The organism is Burkholderia dolosa (assembly GCF_902499135.1).
GTDB lineage: Bacteria > Pseudomonadota > Gammaproteobacteria > Burkholderiales > Burkholderiaceae > Burkholderia > Burkholderia dolosa.
Genome location: NZ_CABVPR010000025.1, coordinates 1 through 19639, shown reverse-complemented (window position 1 = coordinate 19639; position 19639 = coordinate 1). Strand labels below are relative to the sequence as shown.

Genomic DNA, 19639 nt, shown 5'->3' with positions numbered 1-19639 from the left:
TGCGACACGCGCTGCTCAACTGCCGGGCACGCGTGCGTCGGCGAGCGGCAAGCCGCTTGCGGACGTCCTGACGGAGAAGAGACTGCCGGCGAGCGGCTCGCGCGCGAGGTCGTGCGCGGCGAGCCCTTGCGTGGCGGTGGTGATGAACAGCGTGCGGAGGTCGTCGCCGCCGAATGCGCACGACGTCGGCTGACTGACGGGCAGCTCGATCACGGTGTCGCGCTTGCCGTCCGGCGTGAAGCGGATCACGCAGCCCGCGCCGAACCGGGCGCTCCACAAGCATCCGTCGGCGTCGACAGCGAGTCCGTCGGGCTTGCCCGGCGCCTGCGCCGCGCCGATCAGCTCGTGCCACGCGCCGACCCGGCCCGACTCGACGTCGAACGGCGCGCGTTCGATGACGCCGATCGCCGAATCGCAGAAATAGATCCATTTGCCGTCGGGCGAAAACGCGAGCGCGTTCGGCACGGTGACGTGCGGACGGACGCACGTCAGGTCCGTTCCGTCCACGCGGTAGAGCGCGCCCGAGCGGCCCCTCGCGTAGTCCCACATCGCTCCGCACCAGATGCGCCCGGACGGATCGGTCTTGATTTCGTTGAGCCTGTTTTGCGGTGCGAGGCATTGCGCCGCGAGAACCGGCCGCAGGATATCCGGCGCATCGAGATCGCGCGTGCCTGCCGTCGCGATGCCGCGCGCAAGACCGATCAGCAATGCGTTGCCGGTCGCGGTGGTGACGCCGGTCAACAGCCCGACGCCGAGCCTGAACGATCGCGTGCGCTCGCCGGGCCCGTCATCCGACATCTGCAATCGGCGTAACGCGCCTTCGCGAATGTCGACCCAATACAGCACGCCGTCGCGCGCGTCCCAAACGGGCGATTCGCCGAGTACGTCGCTGCCGCGGCTCGCCACCGTCACCTGTTGCGTTCGCATGATCTTCCAGTTCGGAGTTGTGATGCTGATTTGATCATAAATGATCAAATGTCGCGAGTAAACCGCGCTAGTTATCGTGATGAATTTGTAATTATGATCATATCTACGGGATTGCACGGATGGTGGAGCGGGCTGCCGAGGGTTTCAAATAGCGCCAACAACCGGAGCCCACCTGTGACGACAACGACCCATTACGCGCAGCCGCACCGCCTGACTTCGCACGCAGGCCGCCGCGTGCTGATTACCGGCGCCAGCCTTGGCATCGGACGCGAAGTCGCGCGACTCTTCGCGGCCGAAGGCGCGGACGTCGCGATCCACTATTCGCATCAGGTCGACGAGATGACCGGCTATGCAGGCGCTGCCGCCGCGCTCGTGAAGGATTTGCAGGCGCATTCGCCGCGCGCGGTCGGTCTCGACGTCGATCTGAGCGTACCGGCCAGCGGTGTCCGGCTGGTCGAGCGCGCGAATGAAGCGCTCGGCGGCGTCGACGTGCTGGTCGTCTGTGCCTCGACGCAGACGCGCGAGCCGTTCGCGTCCGTGACGGCGGAGTCGGTCGCGAAGCATGCGCGCGTGAATTTCGAAGCGTCGGTCGAAATGCTGCAGGCGGCATTGCCGGCAATGGCCGACGCAGGCTGGGGCCGCGTCATCTCGATCGGCAGCCTGAACCAGAACCGGCCGGATCCCGAACTGGCCGTTTATGCCGCGATGAAGGCCGCGCATCACAACCTGATTCGCAATCTCGCGCGCGTTCACGCCGCGAACGGCGTGACGCTCAATACGGTTTCGCCCGGCCTGATCTCGACGCCGCGCAATGCGTGGCGGCGCGAGAACGCCGACGAATGGCGCCGGATCGAGCACGACGCGAACCCGATGCATCGCGCGGGCGTCCCGGAGGAAGTGGCGCATCTCGTGCTGTTGCTGGCTTCGGCGGCGGGCGCGTTCATCACCGGTGCCGATATTCCGGTCGACGGCGGCGCGCATCTGTAAATCACCTGCACCGAATCGCGGTTAGCCCGCGCCGCTTTTGCGGCGGGAAGTTATTCGCGTCTTTAATTAGTACGACGGAGGGGAAGCGAAAAATGAAAATGAAAAGGCTGGCGTTCTGCATGTGTGCGCTGGGTGTCGCAGGAAGCACACATGCCCAGTCATCGGTCACGTTGAGCGGGATCATCGACGGCGGCTTCGAGGTTTCGCGGGTCGGCGCGCTGAAGTCGGATCCGTCGAATCATCCGACGCTGTATCGGTTTCAGAACGGCAATCTGCAGGCGAACCGGATCATGCTGACCGGTAACGAGGATCTGGGCGGCGGCCTGAGCGCCCAGTTCCATCTCGAGAACCAGTTCAACGTCAGCGACGGCACGATTGCGGGCTCGGGCCTGTTCACGCGGGAAGCATGGGTCGCGCTGACCGGCAGGCAGGGGACGGTCACGCTGGGCCGCTACCGCGCGCCGACGTTCTGGGTTTACCTGTTCGAGGACGCGAATACCTATCGCCTCGACAGCTACACCGCACCGAATATCCAGCACCAGGCGGTTCTGTCGCAGATTTTCGGCGCGCAGCGATCGAGCACGACGCTGGGCGGCGCGTTCTCGGGGCTCGGCGGGTTCAGCAACAACTCGGTCAGCTACCGCACGCCGGTACTGTTCGGCGGCCTGACGTCCGAGATCACGTATTCGACCGGCGCGAACGGTGTGCAGGACAATACGCAGGACGGCAAGAACCTCGGCGCGAACCTGATCTACGCACGCAACGGCCTGAAGATCGGCTATGGCTTCAACAATTCCCACTACTACATCGACGGCGCGCTGACGAGCCTGAAGACGCACATCGTCGGCGCGACGTACAGCCTGAGCTTCGCGACCGTGGGTGCCGACTACGTGTACGCGAGCGACAGCCTGAACCGGTTCGCCTCTTCGTGGACGACCACGGCGGTCGCCCCGATCGGTCCGGGCCAGCTCAATCTCGGCGTCGGTCATATCAATAGCTCGCAGGTCGGCGGCGTGGGCAGCGCCACGAGCTTCGACGTCGGCTACGTCTATTTCATTTCGAAGCGCACGCAGCTCTACACGCTTTACACGCGGCTTTTCAACAGCGCGAACAGCACGATCGGCCTCGGCACGCTGAATGCCGCGCCCGGCAACCAGACGTCGTTCGCGAAGGTGACGCCCGGCTTCGATCCGTGGGCGTTCACGATCGGCCTGCGCACGGCGTTCTAGCCACCGCGCCGACGACGTCGGCGACGAACCGGGTGCGAAGCGGCGGGCAACGCGACGGCTATCGCACCGGCCATACATAGGGCCCGCATCGGCGGGCACGTGATTGACGGATCTGGAGGAGAGCATGACAACCATTTCGGCGCTTTCGCCGCAGGCCGCGGACCGTATCCGCGTGTGGACGCCGCGGCTCGTGGCGTTTGGAGAATTCATCGACGGCTACGACCTGCTCGTGATGGGGGCTGCGCTGTTGTTCATCGGGCCGCAGCTGCATCTGACCGGCACCGAAAAGGGCTGGCTTGCCGCCGCCGCGTTCATCGGCACGGCGCTTGGGCTGGTCGTATTCGGCGATCTTTCGGATCGCCTCGGACGCAAGGTCATCTTCGTATTGAATCTGGTGTTTTTCGTCGTTGCGTCGCTGGCTTCCGCATTCGTGACCGACGTCTGGCAACTGCTGATCGCCCGTTTCGTGATCGGCATCGCGGTCGGGATGGACATTCCGACTTCGCACAGCTTTCTCGCCGAAATCGCGCCCAGCGCCCGACGCGGACGCATGGCCGGGTCGCTGCCGAACCTGATGTGGCTCGGCGGCGCGATCGCGAGCGTCGTTCTCGCATTGGTGCTGCAGCCGATCACCGGCGAAAACACGTGGCGCTGGCTGTTCGGTCTCGCAGCGATCCCGGCGCTCGGCGTGCTGATCGCGCGTCAGTTCCTGCCGGAGTCGCCGCGGTGGTTGCGCGCGCACGGGCGTGTCGACGAGGCGCGCGAGATCTTCCGCGCGCTCGGTCTTCCGGAGCCGGTGAACGTCGCGGTGCCGAAGCGCGAGTATCGCAACCTGCTGCGCGGCCAGGCGCTTCGCCGCCTGTTGGCGGTCACCGGGTTCTTCGCACTGAACGGCTTTGCCGGTGCGGTGGCGACGATCGCGGGGCCGCTCGTGCTCGCGAGCAGCGGCCTCGGCACGAGCCGCTCGCTGGAGTTCGCGCTCGCCGGCTTCGTAATCGGGTTGGTCGCGGTATTCATCGGCTCGCTGATCATCGATAACGTCGATCGCCGCCGCATGGGCATCTGGTCGTGTCTTGCCGTATTTGCCGCCGGGATGGGCATTGCATTCGTCGGCCCGCACAGCGAGGTCGCGCTGCTGTTGTGCTTCGTCGCGTATTCGATGCTGACGTGGTTCGGTCCCGGCGTGCTGTCGTGGGTATGGAGTTCGGAAGCGTTCCCGACCGAACTTCGTGCGCTCGGTTCGGGCATCGCGCAGTGCGTGACGCGGCTGGCGATCGCGCTGAACCTGGTGCTCGCGCCGATGCTGCTCAGCACGTGGGGGCTGCGTGCGGTCGCGATCTATTCGTGCGGCTATCTCGGCTGTGCGCTGATCGCAGTCGCGTCGCCCTTTCTCAACACGACGCGGCGCGAACTCGAGGAGGTCTGATCCGCTCGTCGCTTCACGGTGCGGCGCGACGCGGCGATTGCGCTGGCGCCGGCCCCGGCGGCGCGTCGGGGCCTGTTCGCTTGCGGCTGCCGCTTCAGGCGCGGCGCGCAAGCGGGCGGGCGGCCGCGCCGGGCCTGGCGCCGGTTGCGCTACACTACGGTCCGACGCGGCGGCGCCCGCCGCGCGTCGCATCGGGCGGGCGGAAAATCCATTCAAAAACGTCATGGTTCAGATACAGGACATCGAGCATCGCATCCGCGAGGACATCGTTGCAGGCGAACTTCAGTTCGGCTCGCGGATCACCATTGCGGAGCTGGCGAACCGCTACGGCGTCAGCCAGATGCCGATCCGCGAAGCGCTGCGCGCGCTGCACGGCGAAGGCCTGCTCGTCATCGAACCGAACCGCGGCGCGCGCGTGCGTTCGCTGGACCGGCATTTCGTCAGCAACATCTTCGATCTGCGATGCTCGCTCGAGATGCTCATCGTTCGCCAGATGGTGTCGCGGTGCACGGCCGACGATCTCGCGCAGCTCGAGCAAATCGAACAGGAGGTCGAGGCGAACATCGCGAGTGGCGATTTTCCGGCCGTATTGCGCGCCAATCGCGAACTGCATCGGCTGATCGGCGAAGTTGCGCAGAATCCCGACGCCGTGACGCTGCTCAACCGGCACTGGCTGCTCATCGCCGCGCTATGGCGGCGTTACGAATACGGCCCCGAGCGATTCGCCGGAGTAGTCGACGATCACCGTCATCTGCTCGCGGCGATTCGGGCGAAAGACGCCGATGCCGCGGCGATGCTCGCCGGCGCGCATGTCGTGAAGGCGAAGCAGGTGTTGCTGGCGAGGATGTCGGAAGATCCGCAGCCCGAGGAGCCCGTGCGCCGGCGGACCCGCAAGTCGAATAGTGCGGCGCAGCAGATGCCGCGCTAGCGTTTCGGCGACGATTGCTCCGTGCCGCCGACGTTCGCCGGAAGATGCTCGAGAGAGCGCCTTCCGGCGTTTTCACGTGGACGGCTCGGCTACCGCGCCGGCCTCAAAGGCAGGATCAGCCTCGCGGAAACGAGCCCCAATGCGCCGCCGATCAGCGTTTCCCATGCGCGTGCGGCCAGCAGCGGGACCGAATGCACGCCGCTCGCGGCCAGCGTCACGATCAGCGCGAAAGCGAACGCGCCGCACGCGATGTCGTAGCGATCGGGCAACGCCATCGAGTAGACGATCATCGCGAGCGCTGCCATTGCCCACACGACGAGCGGCAAATGTTCGGCGAGCGGCAAGCACGCGAGCCCGGCGGGTACGCCGATCAGCGTGCCGTAGATGCGTCGCCGCACGCGGTCCGCCGTGCCTGCCGACGACGTCGCGACGACATAGACGCACGCCGTGATCGCCCAGGCCGATTCCTCCAGCGAGAACACCGCGTTGAGCAGCACCACGACGAGCGCTCCGCTCGCTGCCTGCAAGCCCATCGCCAATGCGGGCGATACCGACTGTTGGCCGTACGCCGCTTCCGGTGCGAGTGCGGGCAAGCTGGCAGGGCGCTCGGCGGGGCCGCTCAGCAGGCGCGGCACGATGGCGGCGAGCATCGCTATCAGCAGCGCGAGCGCGACGACCCATGCGTCGATCGGCGCGAGATTCATTGCATATGCGGCGAGCTGGCCGATATAAAGCTGCGACCCGACACCCGCGCCGGTGATGCCGAAGCGCTTCAGGTATCCGGCGCAGAAGGCGCCCGTCACGAGGATCAGCTCCGTGCCTGCGCGGCCGAGGCCGGCGAACGATGGCGCGGACCAAGCAAAGGTCAATGCGCCGACGGCCGCGGCCGTGCACAGAATGACCAGATCGCGGCTCGATTCCGCGCGGGTCGTACGCGCTTCCGATACGCTCGCCCACAGCGCGAACGTCGCCGCGAGCGTGCCGACCGACACATCGGGCGGCACACCGTGCGTCAGGTCGTGCAGCGAGCCGAGCGCTGCCGCGAGCCCGTAAGCGGTCACGAGCCTCAAACCCTTGATGCGTCGATGGGCGCCCGGATCGACGCGTTCGAGCCAGGCCGCCATTCTCGAGATGACGCGTGCGGCGGCATGTTCGCTGCTGTTCATCGAGGTTCACCTCCGGTAATAGCGTGCGGTCGAATCCAGGCGCGACGCAGTTCGCGCGGCGCTTTCCACGTCGTCGCGCATGCTGCCGGCGAGCTGTGCCGACGGCGTCTCTGCCGGCTTCCGATACGACGTGCGACGACGCGGCCGGCGATGCGCTCAGCCGATGCTCGGTCGCCGCGATCGCCGCCCGGTACCTTCATTCGTTTTCGCCGGCGGGCACGCGCGGCGCCATCGCGGTTGGGCATTCGCGAGCGCGCACGTCATTGCTGACGCGAAGCGGCATCGTCCGCGCGGTGCCCGGCTTTTTCAGCTCGAACATCAGCAGCGTAACCAGCGCGAGGATGGCGCCGACGCCGAAGACGTCGGCCGAGCCGACATGGTCGACGACGAATCCGCCCACCGACGAGCCGATCGCAATCGCCAGCTGCAGAACGCAGACGAACAACGCGGAACCGGCTTCCGCATTGTCGGGCGTCGTGCGTTGCATCCACACGCTGCAGCAGAGCGGGATGCCGCCGAACGCAATGCCCCACAGCATCAAAACCGCGGCGACGCCAGCCTTGACGGGCGCGACGACGGGCAACGCGGCCTGCGCGGCGAGCAGCATGACGGCGGCGACCACGATGGAACGCGTCACATCGCGCTCGACCGCCTTCGAAAAGGCGAGGTTCGACAGGAAGCCGACGATTCCGAAGCCGAGCAGCAGCCACGTGACGCTCGACATCGTGAAGTTCGTATGCGCGACCACGAACGGCGCGATGTACGTGTACGCGCAGAAATGCGCACCAAACAGCAGGCCGGCGACGAGCAGCACGAGCCGCACCTGACGCTCGCGCAACGGGCCAACGAGGTCTTGTCCGCGTATCGCGGTATGCGACGGCAGCGACGGCACGAGCCGGAACTGCGCGGCGAGCGCGATGCCGACGAGAACCGCGGTGGACGCGAACGCAGCGCGCCACGAAGCGATACCCGCGATATAGGTGCCGATCGGCACGCCGATCACCGTCGCGCATGTGACGCCGCCGAGGATCGTTGCCATGGCCTTCGGCACGTCGGCCGGCTGGACGAGCCGCGTCGCGGCGGCTATCGCGAGCGTCCAGAACCCGCCGAGCGCGGCACCGAGCAGCGCGCGACCGATCAGCATCGTCGACAGATCCGGAGCGAGCGCGGCGATGACGTTGGACGCGAGCAGGCACGCGGTCAACAGCAGCACGACGCGACGCCGGTTCAGCCGGCCGGCGGCCAGCACGATTCCCGGCGCAGCGAACAACGCAACGATTCCCGGGATCGTGACCATCAGCCCGGCGGCGCCGGCCGTCACGCCGAAGTCGGCCGCGACGCGCGGCAGTACGCCGACCGGCAGGAACTCCGTGGTGACGAACGCGAATGCGCTGATGGCCACCGTCAGCACGGACAGCCATGCGCGGGCAGAGGTGGAAACGGCCGCAGCCGACGCGGCGTCGACGGCTGCGGAATGGTCGGGTCTCATGGTCTTCTCTGGTGGGGCAGTGAGCGGCGCGTCGGCGGCTGTATCGCGGATGCCGACGGCGCGCCGCCGGTGATGCCGGCTGTCACGCACTCACTTTACCAATGAAGACTGAGTCGAAAGTGAGCGGAATCGCGCGCAATCGCGCGCGGGCAGCAAGCCGCCGCGCTGCCTGAGCAGGCGGCGTGCTGCCGTAGCGGACGGCCGCATCGGGCGCGGTTTTCTATCGCGGGTCGATCGGCGCCCCGTTGCGTGCAACGCATTGCGGCCATACGGATCGCGGCCGCGACATATCGGCGAAATCGCGTGCGCGGAACACCGTCAGTCCGCCGTCGCCGCACAATGCACCGCGTCGGCCGCCGCGCGCGAATGCGTATTCGCGAACTCCCGACGAACCCAGCCTTTCAATATTTCGGTCGCCTGGCGGGTTGCGGAGCGCGGGCTATAGACGAGGTCGTATTGAAAGCTCTCCAGCGCCAGGTCGAACGGCCGCACGAGCGTGCCGTTGGCCAGTTCGTCTGCGACGAGCGTCAGGCTGATCAGGCCAACGCCCTGTCCGGCGAGCGTCGCCTGCATCGCATGGATCTCGTCGTTGAATCTCAGCCCGGCGTTCGGATCGATGCCCGACATTCCGGCGGCATCGAGCCAGTGTCCCCACGTGATCGCCCGCGGATCGTCGCGAATGGACGCGCCCCAGTCGAAATGAATCAGCGTCGCGCGCCGCAAATCGTCGCCGGTCGTAATCGACAAGCCCGGACGGCATACCGGCGCGAAGTGGTCTCTGAAAAGCGGCTCGGAAACGAGGCCCGGGTAATAGCCGGGCCCGTAACGGATCGATGCATGGGCGGACTGGTCGAGATCCACGATCGCGTTCGTTGCGTCGAGCCGAAGCGTCCAGTTCGGATATGCGGCGCGGAATCCGCCGGCGCGAGCGGCGAGGCATTTCGCGGTAAAGGCGACCGTCGACGTCAACGTGGCGACCTTGCCGTCGTCGATGTTTCTCGTCGTTTCGATCGCGCGCTCGAAACCGTCGAACCCGTCGCGCAGCGCCGGAAACAGCGCCTTTCCGCATTCCGTCAATCGCACGCCGCGCGTCTGCCGTTCGAACAGCTTCACGCCGAGCCAGTCTTCGAGCTGGCGGATCTGATGGCTGATGGCGGTAGGCGTGACATTCAGTTCTTCCGCCGCCGCTTTGAACCCGGCGCGCCGCGCCGCGGCCTCGAACGCGCGCAGCGAGCTCAATGGAGGGAGTTTGCGCATGGATTAAAAGCGTTCATCCGTAAGGTGAGAATTGACCATTTGTTGCGCCCGGGCGCTGGACCGATACTGCGGTCCCTGATGACGAGTCGAACCCGGAGGTCGCTCTTGAAAATCGAACAAGTACATATCCATCCCGATCCTTATGCGCCGTTCCTATTATCACAGGCAATCCGGGTAGGGGACTTCGTGTTCGTGTCGGGCCAGCCGGCGATCGGCGACGACGGCCGGATCGACGGGCCGGGCGACTTCGAACGCCAGGCCGAGCGCGCTTTCGGCAATCTGGCGCGCGTACTGGAAGCGGCCGGCTCCGGGATGGACCGCGTCGTCAAGACGACGGTATTCCTGTCGTCGATGTCGTATCTCGACAAGATGGTCGACGTACGGCGCAAATGGTTTTCGGCACCGTATCCGGCGGAGAGCCTCGTCGAGGTGGCGGCGCTCTTTTCGCCCGACGCGCTGATCGAAGTCGAAGCGATTGCCGTCGTATCGGATTCGAAGGTCGATCGCTGAACGGTCGCTGAACGATCGCGATATCGATCGACCTGAGCGGTCGATCGATTGACGATTTGCGTGCGTCGCGCCGGTGCGTCGAATCCGTCCGCGCGTGGCGGTGGAGCGCTCGCTGCGCGTGACGGTCGGGCCGCGTACGCCCGACCAAACAAAACGGGCGATTCATCAAACATTCGTCTGATCTTCCCCCTTTAGCATCGTTGCTGGGCAATCCGGCGTCGCAACCGCGCGTCGGATGCCGGAATGGCTTGTCAAACGCCGCTGCATGCCGGCGTTCCGAGGCGATCGGCGCTGTGGTGTCGAGCCCGACAACCGGGCGTCCCGGGTGTAATCGAACATGACGGAATTCGCAAGCCAAATCAAATGAAAAATGAATTGGCATCGGTAGACGATGCATATCGATGCCGGTAATGTGATGAAACACTGACGCAGCCCGCGACGGCTGCGCATATTCACGACAAGAAATCCGTCTGGTGGGGTGGGTGTATGACGCACAGTGCGCAAAATGCCAATACAAAGGTACTGATCCTGCGACAGCGACGGGCTGGCGATGCGCCGGGCCACGCTTCTTCCACGCAGATGCGAATGCATCCGACTGCGTCATCACTGCTTTCGTCAGCGCTTTCCGATTCGCGCCGCGGGTTTGCCCGCCGGCTCTGAGCGTGCTGCTCGCGGACTTCCGGTTCAACCGTTACTGACTCTTTCGCGCGAACGACACGCCGTTCGGCGGCTGCCGTCGTGCGCGATCGGTCGTCTTCGGCGATATGCGGCAGCGCGGTGTGCGTTGCGGCCGGTTTGCAAACAGCGCGATGGCCTTTTCAGCAAAGCAGTTATTTGCCGCGCGTGATGCCGGTCGCCGGTTCGGAGAATGCCGAAACGCAGCGACAGGCAACAGGCGAAGCGTCAGTGCGTCGGCTTATCGGTATGGAAACCGTACAGGCGTCGTGGCAGGAAGCGCCGGAATCTTGAAAGCAGCATTTTCAATCGTTTTCGAAAGCGTTCTCGAAAGACTCGAATAACGCGTCGATTCGATGCGCGTCGCGCAGTGCGGAACCTCGCGGCGACGCATCGACGGATATCTTGCATGTCCAGTCCCGGCGGCGCAACGAGCTGCCACCTGCAAGGGCCTTTGAACCGATCACTCACCGACAGGAAAACAACAATGAATCACATGTTCCGCATTATCTGGTCGAAGGCGCTCGGCACCTGGGTGGTCGCGTCGGAACTGACCACGCGACGCAGCAAGAGCGGCGCGGACAGCGGCCGATGCCAGGCGCTGGTCGTGAGCGTCGGCATCGGCGCGCTGGCGATCGGCTGCTGGTCGTCGCCGGCTACCGCGCAGGTATGGCACGGCACGACGAGCAGCGACTGGACGGTGGGAAGCAACTGGTCGACGGGCGCGGCACCAAGCGGCACGGCGACGGTGACGATCAACACGAACTCGCCGAATCCGACGGTGCTGGGTGTCTCCGGCGCGGTGAACTCGACGATCGGCAACCTGCAGATGGGCACCGCGACGGGAACGAGCGCGCTGACGATTCAGAACGGCAGCACGCTGTCGTCCAGCGTGACGACGGGCACGAATCAAATTGGTCAGAGTTCGGGAGCGACCAATGCCACCATCACCGTGACGGGGACGGGCTCGAGCTGGTCCATGGCGTCGTCGACTATCTTCGGTGCGGCCCTTGGCAGTACCGGCACGCTGAACGTTGCCAATGGTGCCACCGCCAGCTTGGCGAGCAACCTGGCTGTGGGACAGACTTCAGGCGGTCGCGGCGTGCTGAACGTAACGAATGGAAGCACGCTCACGACGGGTGGCGCCACTATTGCGGCGAGCAACTCGAACAGTACCGGCAGCATTTCCGGCGCTGGATCGCAGTGGAACGTCGGTGGAGCTTTGACGGTTGGCCTGGGCCGCGGCAACGGCGCCGGAGTCGGAACGCTGAACATTGCAAACGGCGCCGCTGTGACGGCCACCGGCAACATCACTATTGGTGGACTAACCCTCAGTACGAGCGGAGCCGGTGCAATCACGGTCGACGGCGCAGGCTCCCGGTTGAGCACCGGCGGCGCGCTCAACATCGGCCTGTACAGCACCGGCAGTACGCTGACAGTTTCCGACGGCGCGGTGGTGACCGCCAATACGGTAACGGTGACCGCGCTCCCCGCCGCAAAGGGCACGCTCAATCTGTCGAGCAGCGGCACGCTGGCGACGCAGGCGCTCACCGGCGGACCGGGCACCGCGCAGGTCAACTTCGACGGCGCCACCTTGCGCGCAACGGCGAGCAACACGGCGTTCATCAGCGGCTTTACCGCTACCGGGCTCAACATCGCGGCGGGCGGGCTCACGCTCGATACCGGCGCTTTCAATGTCACCGCAGCGTCCCCGTTCAGCGGGACAGGCGCGCTGACCAAGGTCGGAACCGGCACGGCGACGTTCACGGGCGACAACACGTACACGGGCGGCACGACGATTTCGGCGGGCACGCTGCAGCTCGGCAACGGCGGTACGTCGGGTTCGATCGTCGGCGACGTGACGAACAACGGCACGTTGGCGTTCAATCGTTCCGATACCGCGACGTTTGGCGGCGCGGTGTCCGGCAGCGGTGCGCTCGCGCAGATCGGTACCGGCACGACGGTGCTGACGGGCAACAATACCTATGCAGGCGGCACGACGATTTCGGCCGGCACGCTGCAACTGGGCAATGGCGGCGCGTCGGGTTCGATCACGGGCAACGTGACAAACAACGGCACGCTGGCGTTCAACCGATCCGATACCGTGTCGTTCGGCGGCACGATCTCGGGCAGCGGCGCGCTCGCGCAGCTCGGCACCGGCACGACGGTGCTCGGCGGCAACAACACGTATTTGGGCGGCACCACCGTCAATGGCGGCACGCTGCAAGTGGCCGGCGACGCCAATCTTGGCGATGCAAGCGGTTCGCTGTCGTTCGGCGGCGGCACGCTGCGCAATACGGCCGACTTTGCGTCCGCGCGTGCGATCACGCTGAACGCGGGCGGCGGGACATTCCAGACGACCGGCAATCTGACGTTGACCGGCCCGATCGGCGGCAGCGGCGCGCTGACGAAGACGGATGGCGGCACGTTGCTGCTCACCGCGAACGACACGTACACGGGCGGCACGACGATCTCGGCCGGCACGCTGCAGCTCGGCAACGGCGGTACGTCGGGTGCGATCGTCGGCGACGTGACGAACAACGGCACGTTGGCGTTCGATCGTTCCGATACCGCGACGTTTGGCGGCGCGGTGTCCGGCAGCGGCGCGCTCACGCAGATCGGTACCGGCACGACGGTGCTGACGGGCAACAACAGCTATACGGGCGGCACGACGATTTCGGCCGGCACGCTGCAACTCGGCAACGGCGGCACGTCGGGCTCGATCGTCGGCGACGTGACGAACAACGGCACGCTGGCGTTCAACCGATCCGATACCGTGTCGTTCGGCGGCACGATCTCGGGCAGCGGCGCGCTCGCGCAGCTCGGCACCGGCACGACGGTGCTCGGCGGCAACAACACATATACAGGCGGTACGACGATTTCGGCCGGTACGCTGCAACTCGGCAACGGCGGTACATCGGGCGGCATCGTCGGCAACGTGCTGAACAATGGCAAGCTGGCTTTTGCCCGCGCCGATACCGTCACGTACGGCGGCACGATTTCCGGTAGCGGCGCGGTGACTCAAAGCGGGACCGGCACGACGATTCTGACCGGCAACAACAGCTACGCGGGCGGCACGACGGTCGCTGCCGGCGCGCTGGCGATCGGCGATGCGTTGCATCCACTGGCGACGAGCGGGTCGGGAGACATCTCCGTCGCGTCGGGTGCGTCGCTCGGCGGATACGGACACATCGCCGGCTCCGTGCAAAACGGCGGCACGCTTGCACCGGCGAATGCACTGACGGCGTTGTCCGCGGGCCCGACCGGCACGCTGCAAATCGGCGGCTCGCTGGCCAACAGCGGCACTTTGCAACTCGCCGCGGCGAACGGCCGGCCCGGTAACGTGCTGGACGTCGGCGGCAATTACGCGGGCGGCGGCCGGCTGGTCCTCAACACGGTGCTCAACGAGGGCGGCGCAGCGTCGCAAACCGACCGGCTCGTCGTGCACGGGCAGGCAAGCGGTCAAACCGCGATTGCAGTTCGCGCGAGCGGCGTCGGCGCGAAGACGGTCGGCGACGGGATCCTCGTCGTCGAGGTCGGTCCGCAGGCGAGCGCGAGCAGCGTTCAGCAGGCGACGGCCGCGGCGGACCGGGTGGTTCAGCGTCAGGTCTATCAGGGTGTCCAGTCCACGTCCGGCAGCTTCCAGCTCGCGGGCCCGGTCCAGGGCGGCGCATACCAATATCTGCTTTACCAGGGCGGCGCTCAGTCGGCACAAGACTGGTATCTGCGCTCGACCATCGTCGACGCCGGTATTCCGGGCTCGGGTACGCCCGGCTCGGGCGCGCCGGGTTCGGTCGCACCGGTCCAGGGCGCGGAGCCGGTGCCGCTTTATCGGCCGGCCGTCGCGGGCTATGCGTTGATGCCGGCGCTCAACGTCGACTACGGCTTCTCGGTGCTCGGGCGTCTGCACGAGCGGGTCGGCGATGTCGCTGCACTGGAAGGGGCGCAAGGCACGCATCGCGATGCCGTATGGGGACGAGTGGGCGGCAACGGGCTGGACGCGAGTGCCGGGCGTTTCTCCGCGGATTCGCGGACGTATTTTGCGCAGTTCGGCAAGGACTGGACGCTGCGCTCGAACGCAGCCAGCGGCAGCACGCACGCGGGCGTGACGGCCACGATCGGTTCGATGTCGGCGAGCTTCGACGATCGCCTCCGCTCGATCGTCGGGTTGTCGACGCAGACGGGGACCGCCGAAATGCATGCGCAATCGCTGGGCGCATACCTGACGCGTTACTTTGCCGGCAGCGGCTACGTCGACGCGGTTGCGCAAGTCACGCACTACCGAACCGAGTATGGCGACGCGTATCGCGGCAAGGGCGTGCAGAACGGATATGGCGCTGGCATGTCGGTCGAGGCCGGCCAGCCGTTTGCCGTCGCCGGTCTGTTCGCGATCGAGCCGCAGATGCAGTTGATGTATCAGTACACGCATCTGAATCACTTCGACGACGCGGTTTCATCGGTATCGGGCAATACGACGCACGCGCTGCGCGGCCGGGCCGGCATCCGTTTGTTCAAGGCCAACATGGCCGATGCATCGGCAACGAGTGCAGCGACGCCGTATCTGACGGCCGACGTGCTGCACGACTTCACGCCGATGGGGACGACCGTCATCGCGGGGAGCGCGGTGCCCGGCGAATTCGCGCGGACATGGTACGAACTGGGCGCGGGCGTATCGGCGCAATTGGGCAAGTCGATGCAGTTGACGACGCAAGTCAAATACGCGCACCACATTGGCGGCGACGCGCGACGCAATCTGGCGGTGCAGGCCGGGCTGCGTTATGGCTGGTAGTAGTACCGTCGCAATGCCGGTATCGCGCGCTGTATGGCAGCGGTCGTGCGATGCACGCGGATGAGGTGGTGATTCACGTTTTCGGTGAAGCCATCTCGCCGGCATGCTCGCGGCCGTGCCGGACTCTGTTTGGGCACGGCCGCGAATGCGCGTGGGCCTGAAGCCCCGACGTGATCGCGACGCGTCCGATACCGCCGATACAACGGAACACTTTCACATCTCGGGCAGTCAGTCGTGGCATCGAGTCACGTTGAAGCGCGCCGCGGTTCCAAACTGCGGCCGATCCGGTTTTGGCGTGCCGTCGCGGAGAACGTGAGCGGCGGACTAAAGGTCAGCCGATCGAGTCATCGGCCGTTACGGCCACTGCACCGCGCGGCTCCTTTCGACGAACCGCAGCGGATCTCGATGCCCGGTCCGTGTCGCGACGTCGGCCCGGACGTCAAACTCAACGAGCCGCATTATCATGTCCGCCGACTGCGCGGCAGTAGTTGCGCACGCATCTTTCCTCCGAGCATTGCCGTGTCGAAATGAAGACGGCAATACAGACTCCAATCGCGGCTATTGATTACTCGGAGTGGTTAATTTCACGATAAAGCCTGCCATTGGCTCGCGAGAATATATCGACGCGGCTGCCGCGCCACGGCGCGCTCGATCGGCACATTCACTATCGTATTTATCAGACCACAATTTAACAATTCGTTAACTTTTCTGTAGACAATTACAAACCCGTATGCGAAAGTTTTAAAGGTGCGCTGAGTCTGCACTTTTGCTTGACCGGGCTGGGGGAAATGCGCCGCAGCGAGTGCAGAAACGACGCAGGCAGTCCAAACGAAGTACAAAAAATTGGTCGTGGGACACCGATACGGTGCCCTCGATATCCGCAATTTCGCTGCACATTGCGACAAGAGCACGAACATGAATACATACAGTCACGCCGGATTGGCTGCGGATCCGACAGTGCGAAACGGTCATCACGGTCGTCCGTTGACTGGCGATCTTTCCGTCGATCGAGGCGGGAAGGCACGTCACAACCCTCCCTAATGTTTGCATGAGACAGGCGCATATCGGCGCTTCGTCTTTTCGGGCTGTCTCGGCCTAAAGATCCTGTTGCGCGTTTTCTGATCTCCGTGTGGAGAGGGGCTTCGTTCGCCTTGTCGAGGCGCATGCGATGCCGCGGGCACACGGAGTGGATCGTTGCGCCCGATTTTCGGTGCGCCCGAATGCGTGGGCGATGCCGTCGGCGTAGCTGAAACAGTTGTGCTGTCGCTGTGCGTCGTTGTTTTTGCAAATTCGTTCTCCTTATCAGATAGATCAATCAAGAGCAGAGGTGAAGGCATGAACAAGGTGTTTCGAACGATCTGGAATCGGTCGCTTTGCGCGTTCGTCGCCGTGTCGGAACTCGCGCGTGCCGACGGCAAAGGCGGCATTCGCGGCGCCGGCGGCGTATGTGACGACAGAGCCGGCGGCACGTGGAGCGGTGTGCCGTCCCCGCTGACGGCCGTGGCGCTGGCCGCGATCGGCGGCGTGCTGGCGTGGTCCGGCGATGCGGCTGCGCAGGTGGCGGTTTCCGGCACGAACTGCCCGGGCACCGCGACCGCGAACACGAACAATGGCATTGCGATCGGTTGTACGGCAAACGCAGCGAGCACGAGCGGTGCGATCGCGATCGGTGCGAATGTGATGGCGAGCGGCGTCAACGGTACGGCGGTCGGGATCTTTTCGCAGGCGACTGCTCAAGGTGCGTCGGCTTTCGGTACGTCGTCGAACGCGAGCGGCCTCAATTCCGCGGCGCTCGGACCAGGTGCGAAGGCTCAGGGCGCCTCCAGCAGCGCGCTCGGCAGTTTCGCGAACTCGGTGAGCGCAGGCTCGGTCGCCGTCGGCGCGGCTACCGCGGGCTCGACCGCGGCCAGTGACACAAACAACATTGCGATCGGCCCGAGTGCCTTTGCGACGGGTGGTACGGGTGCCGCCACGCATGGCTCTGGTCAGGCGATCGCGATCGGTGACTCGTCGTCCGCCACCGCGCTGCAGGCGATCGCATTGGGCGGGAACGCGATGGCTTCGGCACAGGACACGTTCGCGGCCGGCGCGGGCGCGACGGCTGCCCAGCAAGGCGCGATTGCCGTCGGGACGGCTGCGAGTGCGACGAATCAGTACGCCATTGCGCTCGGTTGGCAGTCCGCCGTGAGCGGGTTCTACGGTATCGCGATGGGTATCAGCGCGCAGGCGAGCGCTGCCAACGCAGTCGCCCTGGGCCCGAATGCGCAGGCGACGAATGCCGCCGCTACCGCAGTCGGCAACGGCGCGAAAGCGAGCGGCAACACGGCACTCGCGATCGGCGGTCAGGCGCTCGCCATCGGCGACGGCACCGTTGCGGCGGGCCAGGGTGCAGGCGCAGGCTCGACCACCGCGAATACCGGTTCGGTCGCCGTCGGTCTTGCAACCGGCACGCTCGTCAGCGGCGCGCAGAACACCGCGGTCGGCGGCGGTATCGCGAGCGCGATGCGCGGCGCGGGCTCCGGCGTCACCGGCACGCGCAACGTCGCGATGGGCACGGGCGACGGCACGGTCACGTATGACGGTACGCTGGCCGCTTCCGCGGGTAGCCTCGTATCGGGCAACGACAACGTCGCGATCGGCACGAACGCCGGCATCGGCGTCACGGCAAGCGGTACTACGTCGATCGGTCTGAACGCGAAGGCGTCGGGCACGAATGCCATCGCGATGGGCGCGGGCGCGCAGGCGACGGGCGCGAACACGGTGAGCATCGGTACGGGCAACCTCGTCAGCGGCGCGAACTCCGGCGCGATCGGCGATCCGAGCACGATCACCGGCTCGGGCTCGTATTCGCTGGGCAACAACAACACGATCAATTCGAACAACGCGTTCGTCGTCGGCAACGGCGTGACCGTCGCGACGGGCCTCGACGGCGCGGTCGTGCTCGGCAACGCGTCGACGGTGTCGGCCGCCGTGCAGACGCCGAGCGCCGTCATCGGCGGCGCAACGTACACGTTCGCCGGCGGCACGCCGGCAGCAGGCGACGTGGTAAGCGTCGGTTCCGCTGCCGCGCCGCGGCAGATCCAGAACGTCGCGGCGGGGCGGATCAGTGCGAGTTCGACCGACGCGATCAACGGCAGCCAGCTCCATTCGACGAATCTGGCGCTCGATTCGCTGTCGACGTCGACGACGTCGAGCATCACGTCGCTGTCGACGGCCACGTCGTCGAGCATCGGGTCGCTGTCGACGGGCCTGAGTACGACGAACAGCAACCTGACTTCGCTGTCGACGTCGACGTCGATCATTACCGGTTCGCTGTCCACCGGGATCGGCTCGCTGTCCACCGGCCTCAGCACGGCAAACAGCAACATCACGTCGTTGTCGACGGCGACGTCGTCGAGCATCAACTCGTTGTCCACCGGGCTCAGCACGACGACGAGCGGCCTCACGTCGTTGTCGACCGCGACGTCGTCGAGCATCGGTTCGCTGTCGACCGGCCTGAGCACGACGAACAGCAGCGTGACGTCGCTATCTACGGCAACGTCGACGAGCATCGGCTCGCTGTCGACCACGATCAGCTCGATCACGAACAACAACACGAACCTCGGCAACAGCACGGCCGGCGCGATCGGCGGCGGCGCGACCTACGATCCGACCACCGGCACGATCTCGGCGCCGTCGTACGTCACGTACAACACCGACGGCTCGACGACGATCAACAACAACGTCGGCTCGGCGCTCGACAACATCAACGCGCACGGGATCAAGTACTTCCACGCGAATTCGACCGCGCCGGACAGCCAGGCGATCGGCGTGGACAGCGTCGCGATCGGCCCGAACGCGATCTCGCGCGTGGACGGCAGCATCGCGCTCGGCTCGGGCTCGGTCGCCGATCGGGCGACCGTGCCGTCATCGGGCGTCCTGCGCAACGGCAGCGCGTCGATTCCGTTCGACACGACCGACCAGACGCTGCTCGGCGCGGTGTCGGTCGGCGACGCGACGAACCGCACGTACCGGCAGATCACCAACGTCGCGGACGGCACCGGCCAGCAGGACGCGGTCACGGTGCGGCAGCTGACCGGCGCGCTGCAGTCGTTCGCGGTGACCGGCCAGAAGTATTTCCATGCGAATTCGACGGCCGGCGATTCGCTCGCGGTCGGTGCGGAGTCGATCGCGGTCGGCCCGACGACGGTCGTGAACGGCGACAACGGTGTGGGCATCGGCAACGGCGCGATCGTCGATGCGACCGCGCCGGGCGG

11 protein-coding genes are annotated in these 19639 nt (G+C 65.9%); 7 read left to right on the top strand and 4 right to left on the bottom strand.

Annotation, left to right across the window (positions count from 1 at the left end):
- Positions 1-15: 15 nt before the first annotated feature.
- The gene (locus BUB20358_RS13425) at positions 16-927 is read right to left on the bottom strand and encodes an SMP-30/gluconolactonase/LRE family protein (protein ID WP_045552311.1); all 912 of its coding nucleotides are present in this window, start codon (positions 925-927) and stop codon (positions 16-18) included.
- Between BUB20358_RS13425 and BUB20358_RS13420 the strand changes: the two genes are divergently transcribed.
- The 4 genes from BUB20358_RS13420 to BUB20358_RS13405 all read left to right on the top strand — a co-directional run bounded on the left by BUB20358_RS13420 (position 916) and on the right by BUB20358_RS13405 (position 5497).
- On the top strand, positions 916-1914 hold the full coding sequence (locus tag BUB20358_RS13420; RefSeq protein ID WP_006765656.1) for an SDR family NAD(P)-dependent oxidoreductase: 999 nt from the start codon (positions 916-918) through the stop codon (positions 1912-1914). The genes BUB20358_RS13425 and BUB20358_RS13420 overlap by 12 nt on opposite strands.
- Before the next feature lie 92 nt (positions 1915-2006).
- Complete coding sequence (locus BUB20358_RS13415; RefSeq protein ID WP_081293656.1) at positions 2007-3143, top strand: porin; 1137 nt, start codon at positions 2007-2009, stop codon at positions 3141-3143.
- A 124-nt stretch (positions 3144-3267) separates the two neighbouring features.
- Positions 3268-4569: an MFS transporter gene (locus BUB20358_RS13410; protein ID WP_035973848.1), complete on the top strand. Its 1302-nt coding sequence runs from the start codon at positions 3268-3270 to the stop codon at positions 4567-4569.
- Between the two features lie 37 nt (positions 4570-4606).
- Positions 4607-5497 (top strand): GntR family transcriptional regulator, encoded by an 891-nt coding sequence (locus BUB20358_RS13405; protein ID WP_006765658.1) that lies wholly within the window; start codon positions 4607-4609, stop codon positions 5495-5497.
- An 89-nt stretch (positions 5498-5586) separates the two neighbouring features.
- Here BUB20358_RS13405 and BUB20358_RS13400 read toward each other — a convergent pair whose 3' ends face one another.
- The 3 genes from BUB20358_RS13400 to BUB20358_RS13390 form a co-directional block, all read right to left on the bottom strand.
- The gene (locus BUB20358_RS13400; protein WP_006765659.1) at positions 5587-6663 is read right to left on the bottom strand and encodes an FUSC family protein; all 1077 of its coding nucleotides are present in this window, start codon (positions 6661-6663) and stop codon (positions 5587-5589) included.
- Between the two features lie 196 nt (positions 6664-6859).
- Complete coding sequence (locus tag BUB20358_RS13395) at positions 6860-8152, bottom strand: MFS transporter (protein ID WP_045552260.1); 1293 nt, start codon at positions 8150-8152, stop codon at positions 6860-6862.
- 318 nt (positions 8153-8470) lie between these two features.
- Entirely contained in the window at positions 8471-9409 is a 939-nt protein-coding gene (locus tag BUB20358_RS13390) for a LysR substrate-binding domain-containing protein (RefSeq protein WP_045552259.1), read from the bottom strand.
- Between the two features lie 105 nt (positions 9410-9514).
- Here BUB20358_RS13390 and BUB20358_RS13385 point away from each other — a divergent pair, with 105 nt between their 5' ends.
- From BUB20358_RS13385 to BUB20358_RS13370, 3 genes are all read left to right on the top strand, one after another.
- Entirely contained in the window at positions 9515-9919 is a 405-nt protein-coding gene (locus tag BUB20358_RS13385) for a RidA family protein (protein WP_035973854.1), read from the top strand.
- Between the two features lie 1162 nt (positions 9920-11081).
- The gene (locus BUB20358_RS13375; protein WP_159101911.1) at positions 11082-15383 is read left to right on the top strand and encodes an autotransporter outer membrane beta-barrel domain-containing protein; all 4302 of its coding nucleotides are present in this window, start codon (positions 11082-11084) and stop codon (positions 15381-15383) included.
- 1335 nt (positions 15384-16718) lie between these two features.
- Positions 16719-19639 (top strand): ESPR-type extended signal peptide-containing protein (locus BUB20358_RS13370; RefSeq protein ID WP_174905077.1); only part of this gene is annotated, 2921 nt, incomplete at its 3' end.

Bases quoted from the DNA above. Each gene is read 5' to 3' on its own strand.
- BUB20358_RS13425 (WP_045552311.1), bottom strand. From the start codon at position 927: ATGCGAACGCAACAGGTGACGGTGGCGAGCCGCGGCAGCGACGTACTC.
- BUB20358_RS13415 (WP_081293656.1), top strand. From the start codon at position 2,007: ATGAAAATGAAAAGGCTGGCGTTCTGCATGTGTGCGCTGGGTGTCGCA.
- BUB20358_RS13410 (WP_035973848.1), top strand. From the start codon at position 3,268: ATGACAACCATTTCGGCGCTTTCGCCGCAGGCCGCGGACCGTATCCGC.
- BUB20358_RS13400 (WP_006765659.1), bottom strand. From the start codon at position 6,663: ATGAACAGCAGCGAACATGCCGCCGCACGCGTCATCTCGAGAATGGCG.
- BUB20358_RS13395 (WP_045552260.1), bottom strand. From the start codon at position 8,152: ATGAGACCCGACCATTCCGCAGCCGTCGACGCCGCGTCGGCTGCGGCC.
- BUB20358_RS13390 (WP_045552259.1), bottom strand. From the start codon at position 9,409: ATGCGCAAACTCCCTCCATTGAGCTCGCTGCGCGCGTTCGAGGCCGCG.
- BUB20358_RS13375 (WP_159101911.1), top strand. From the start codon at position 11,082: ATGAATCACATGTTCCGCATTATCTGGTCGAAGGCGCTCGGCACCTGG.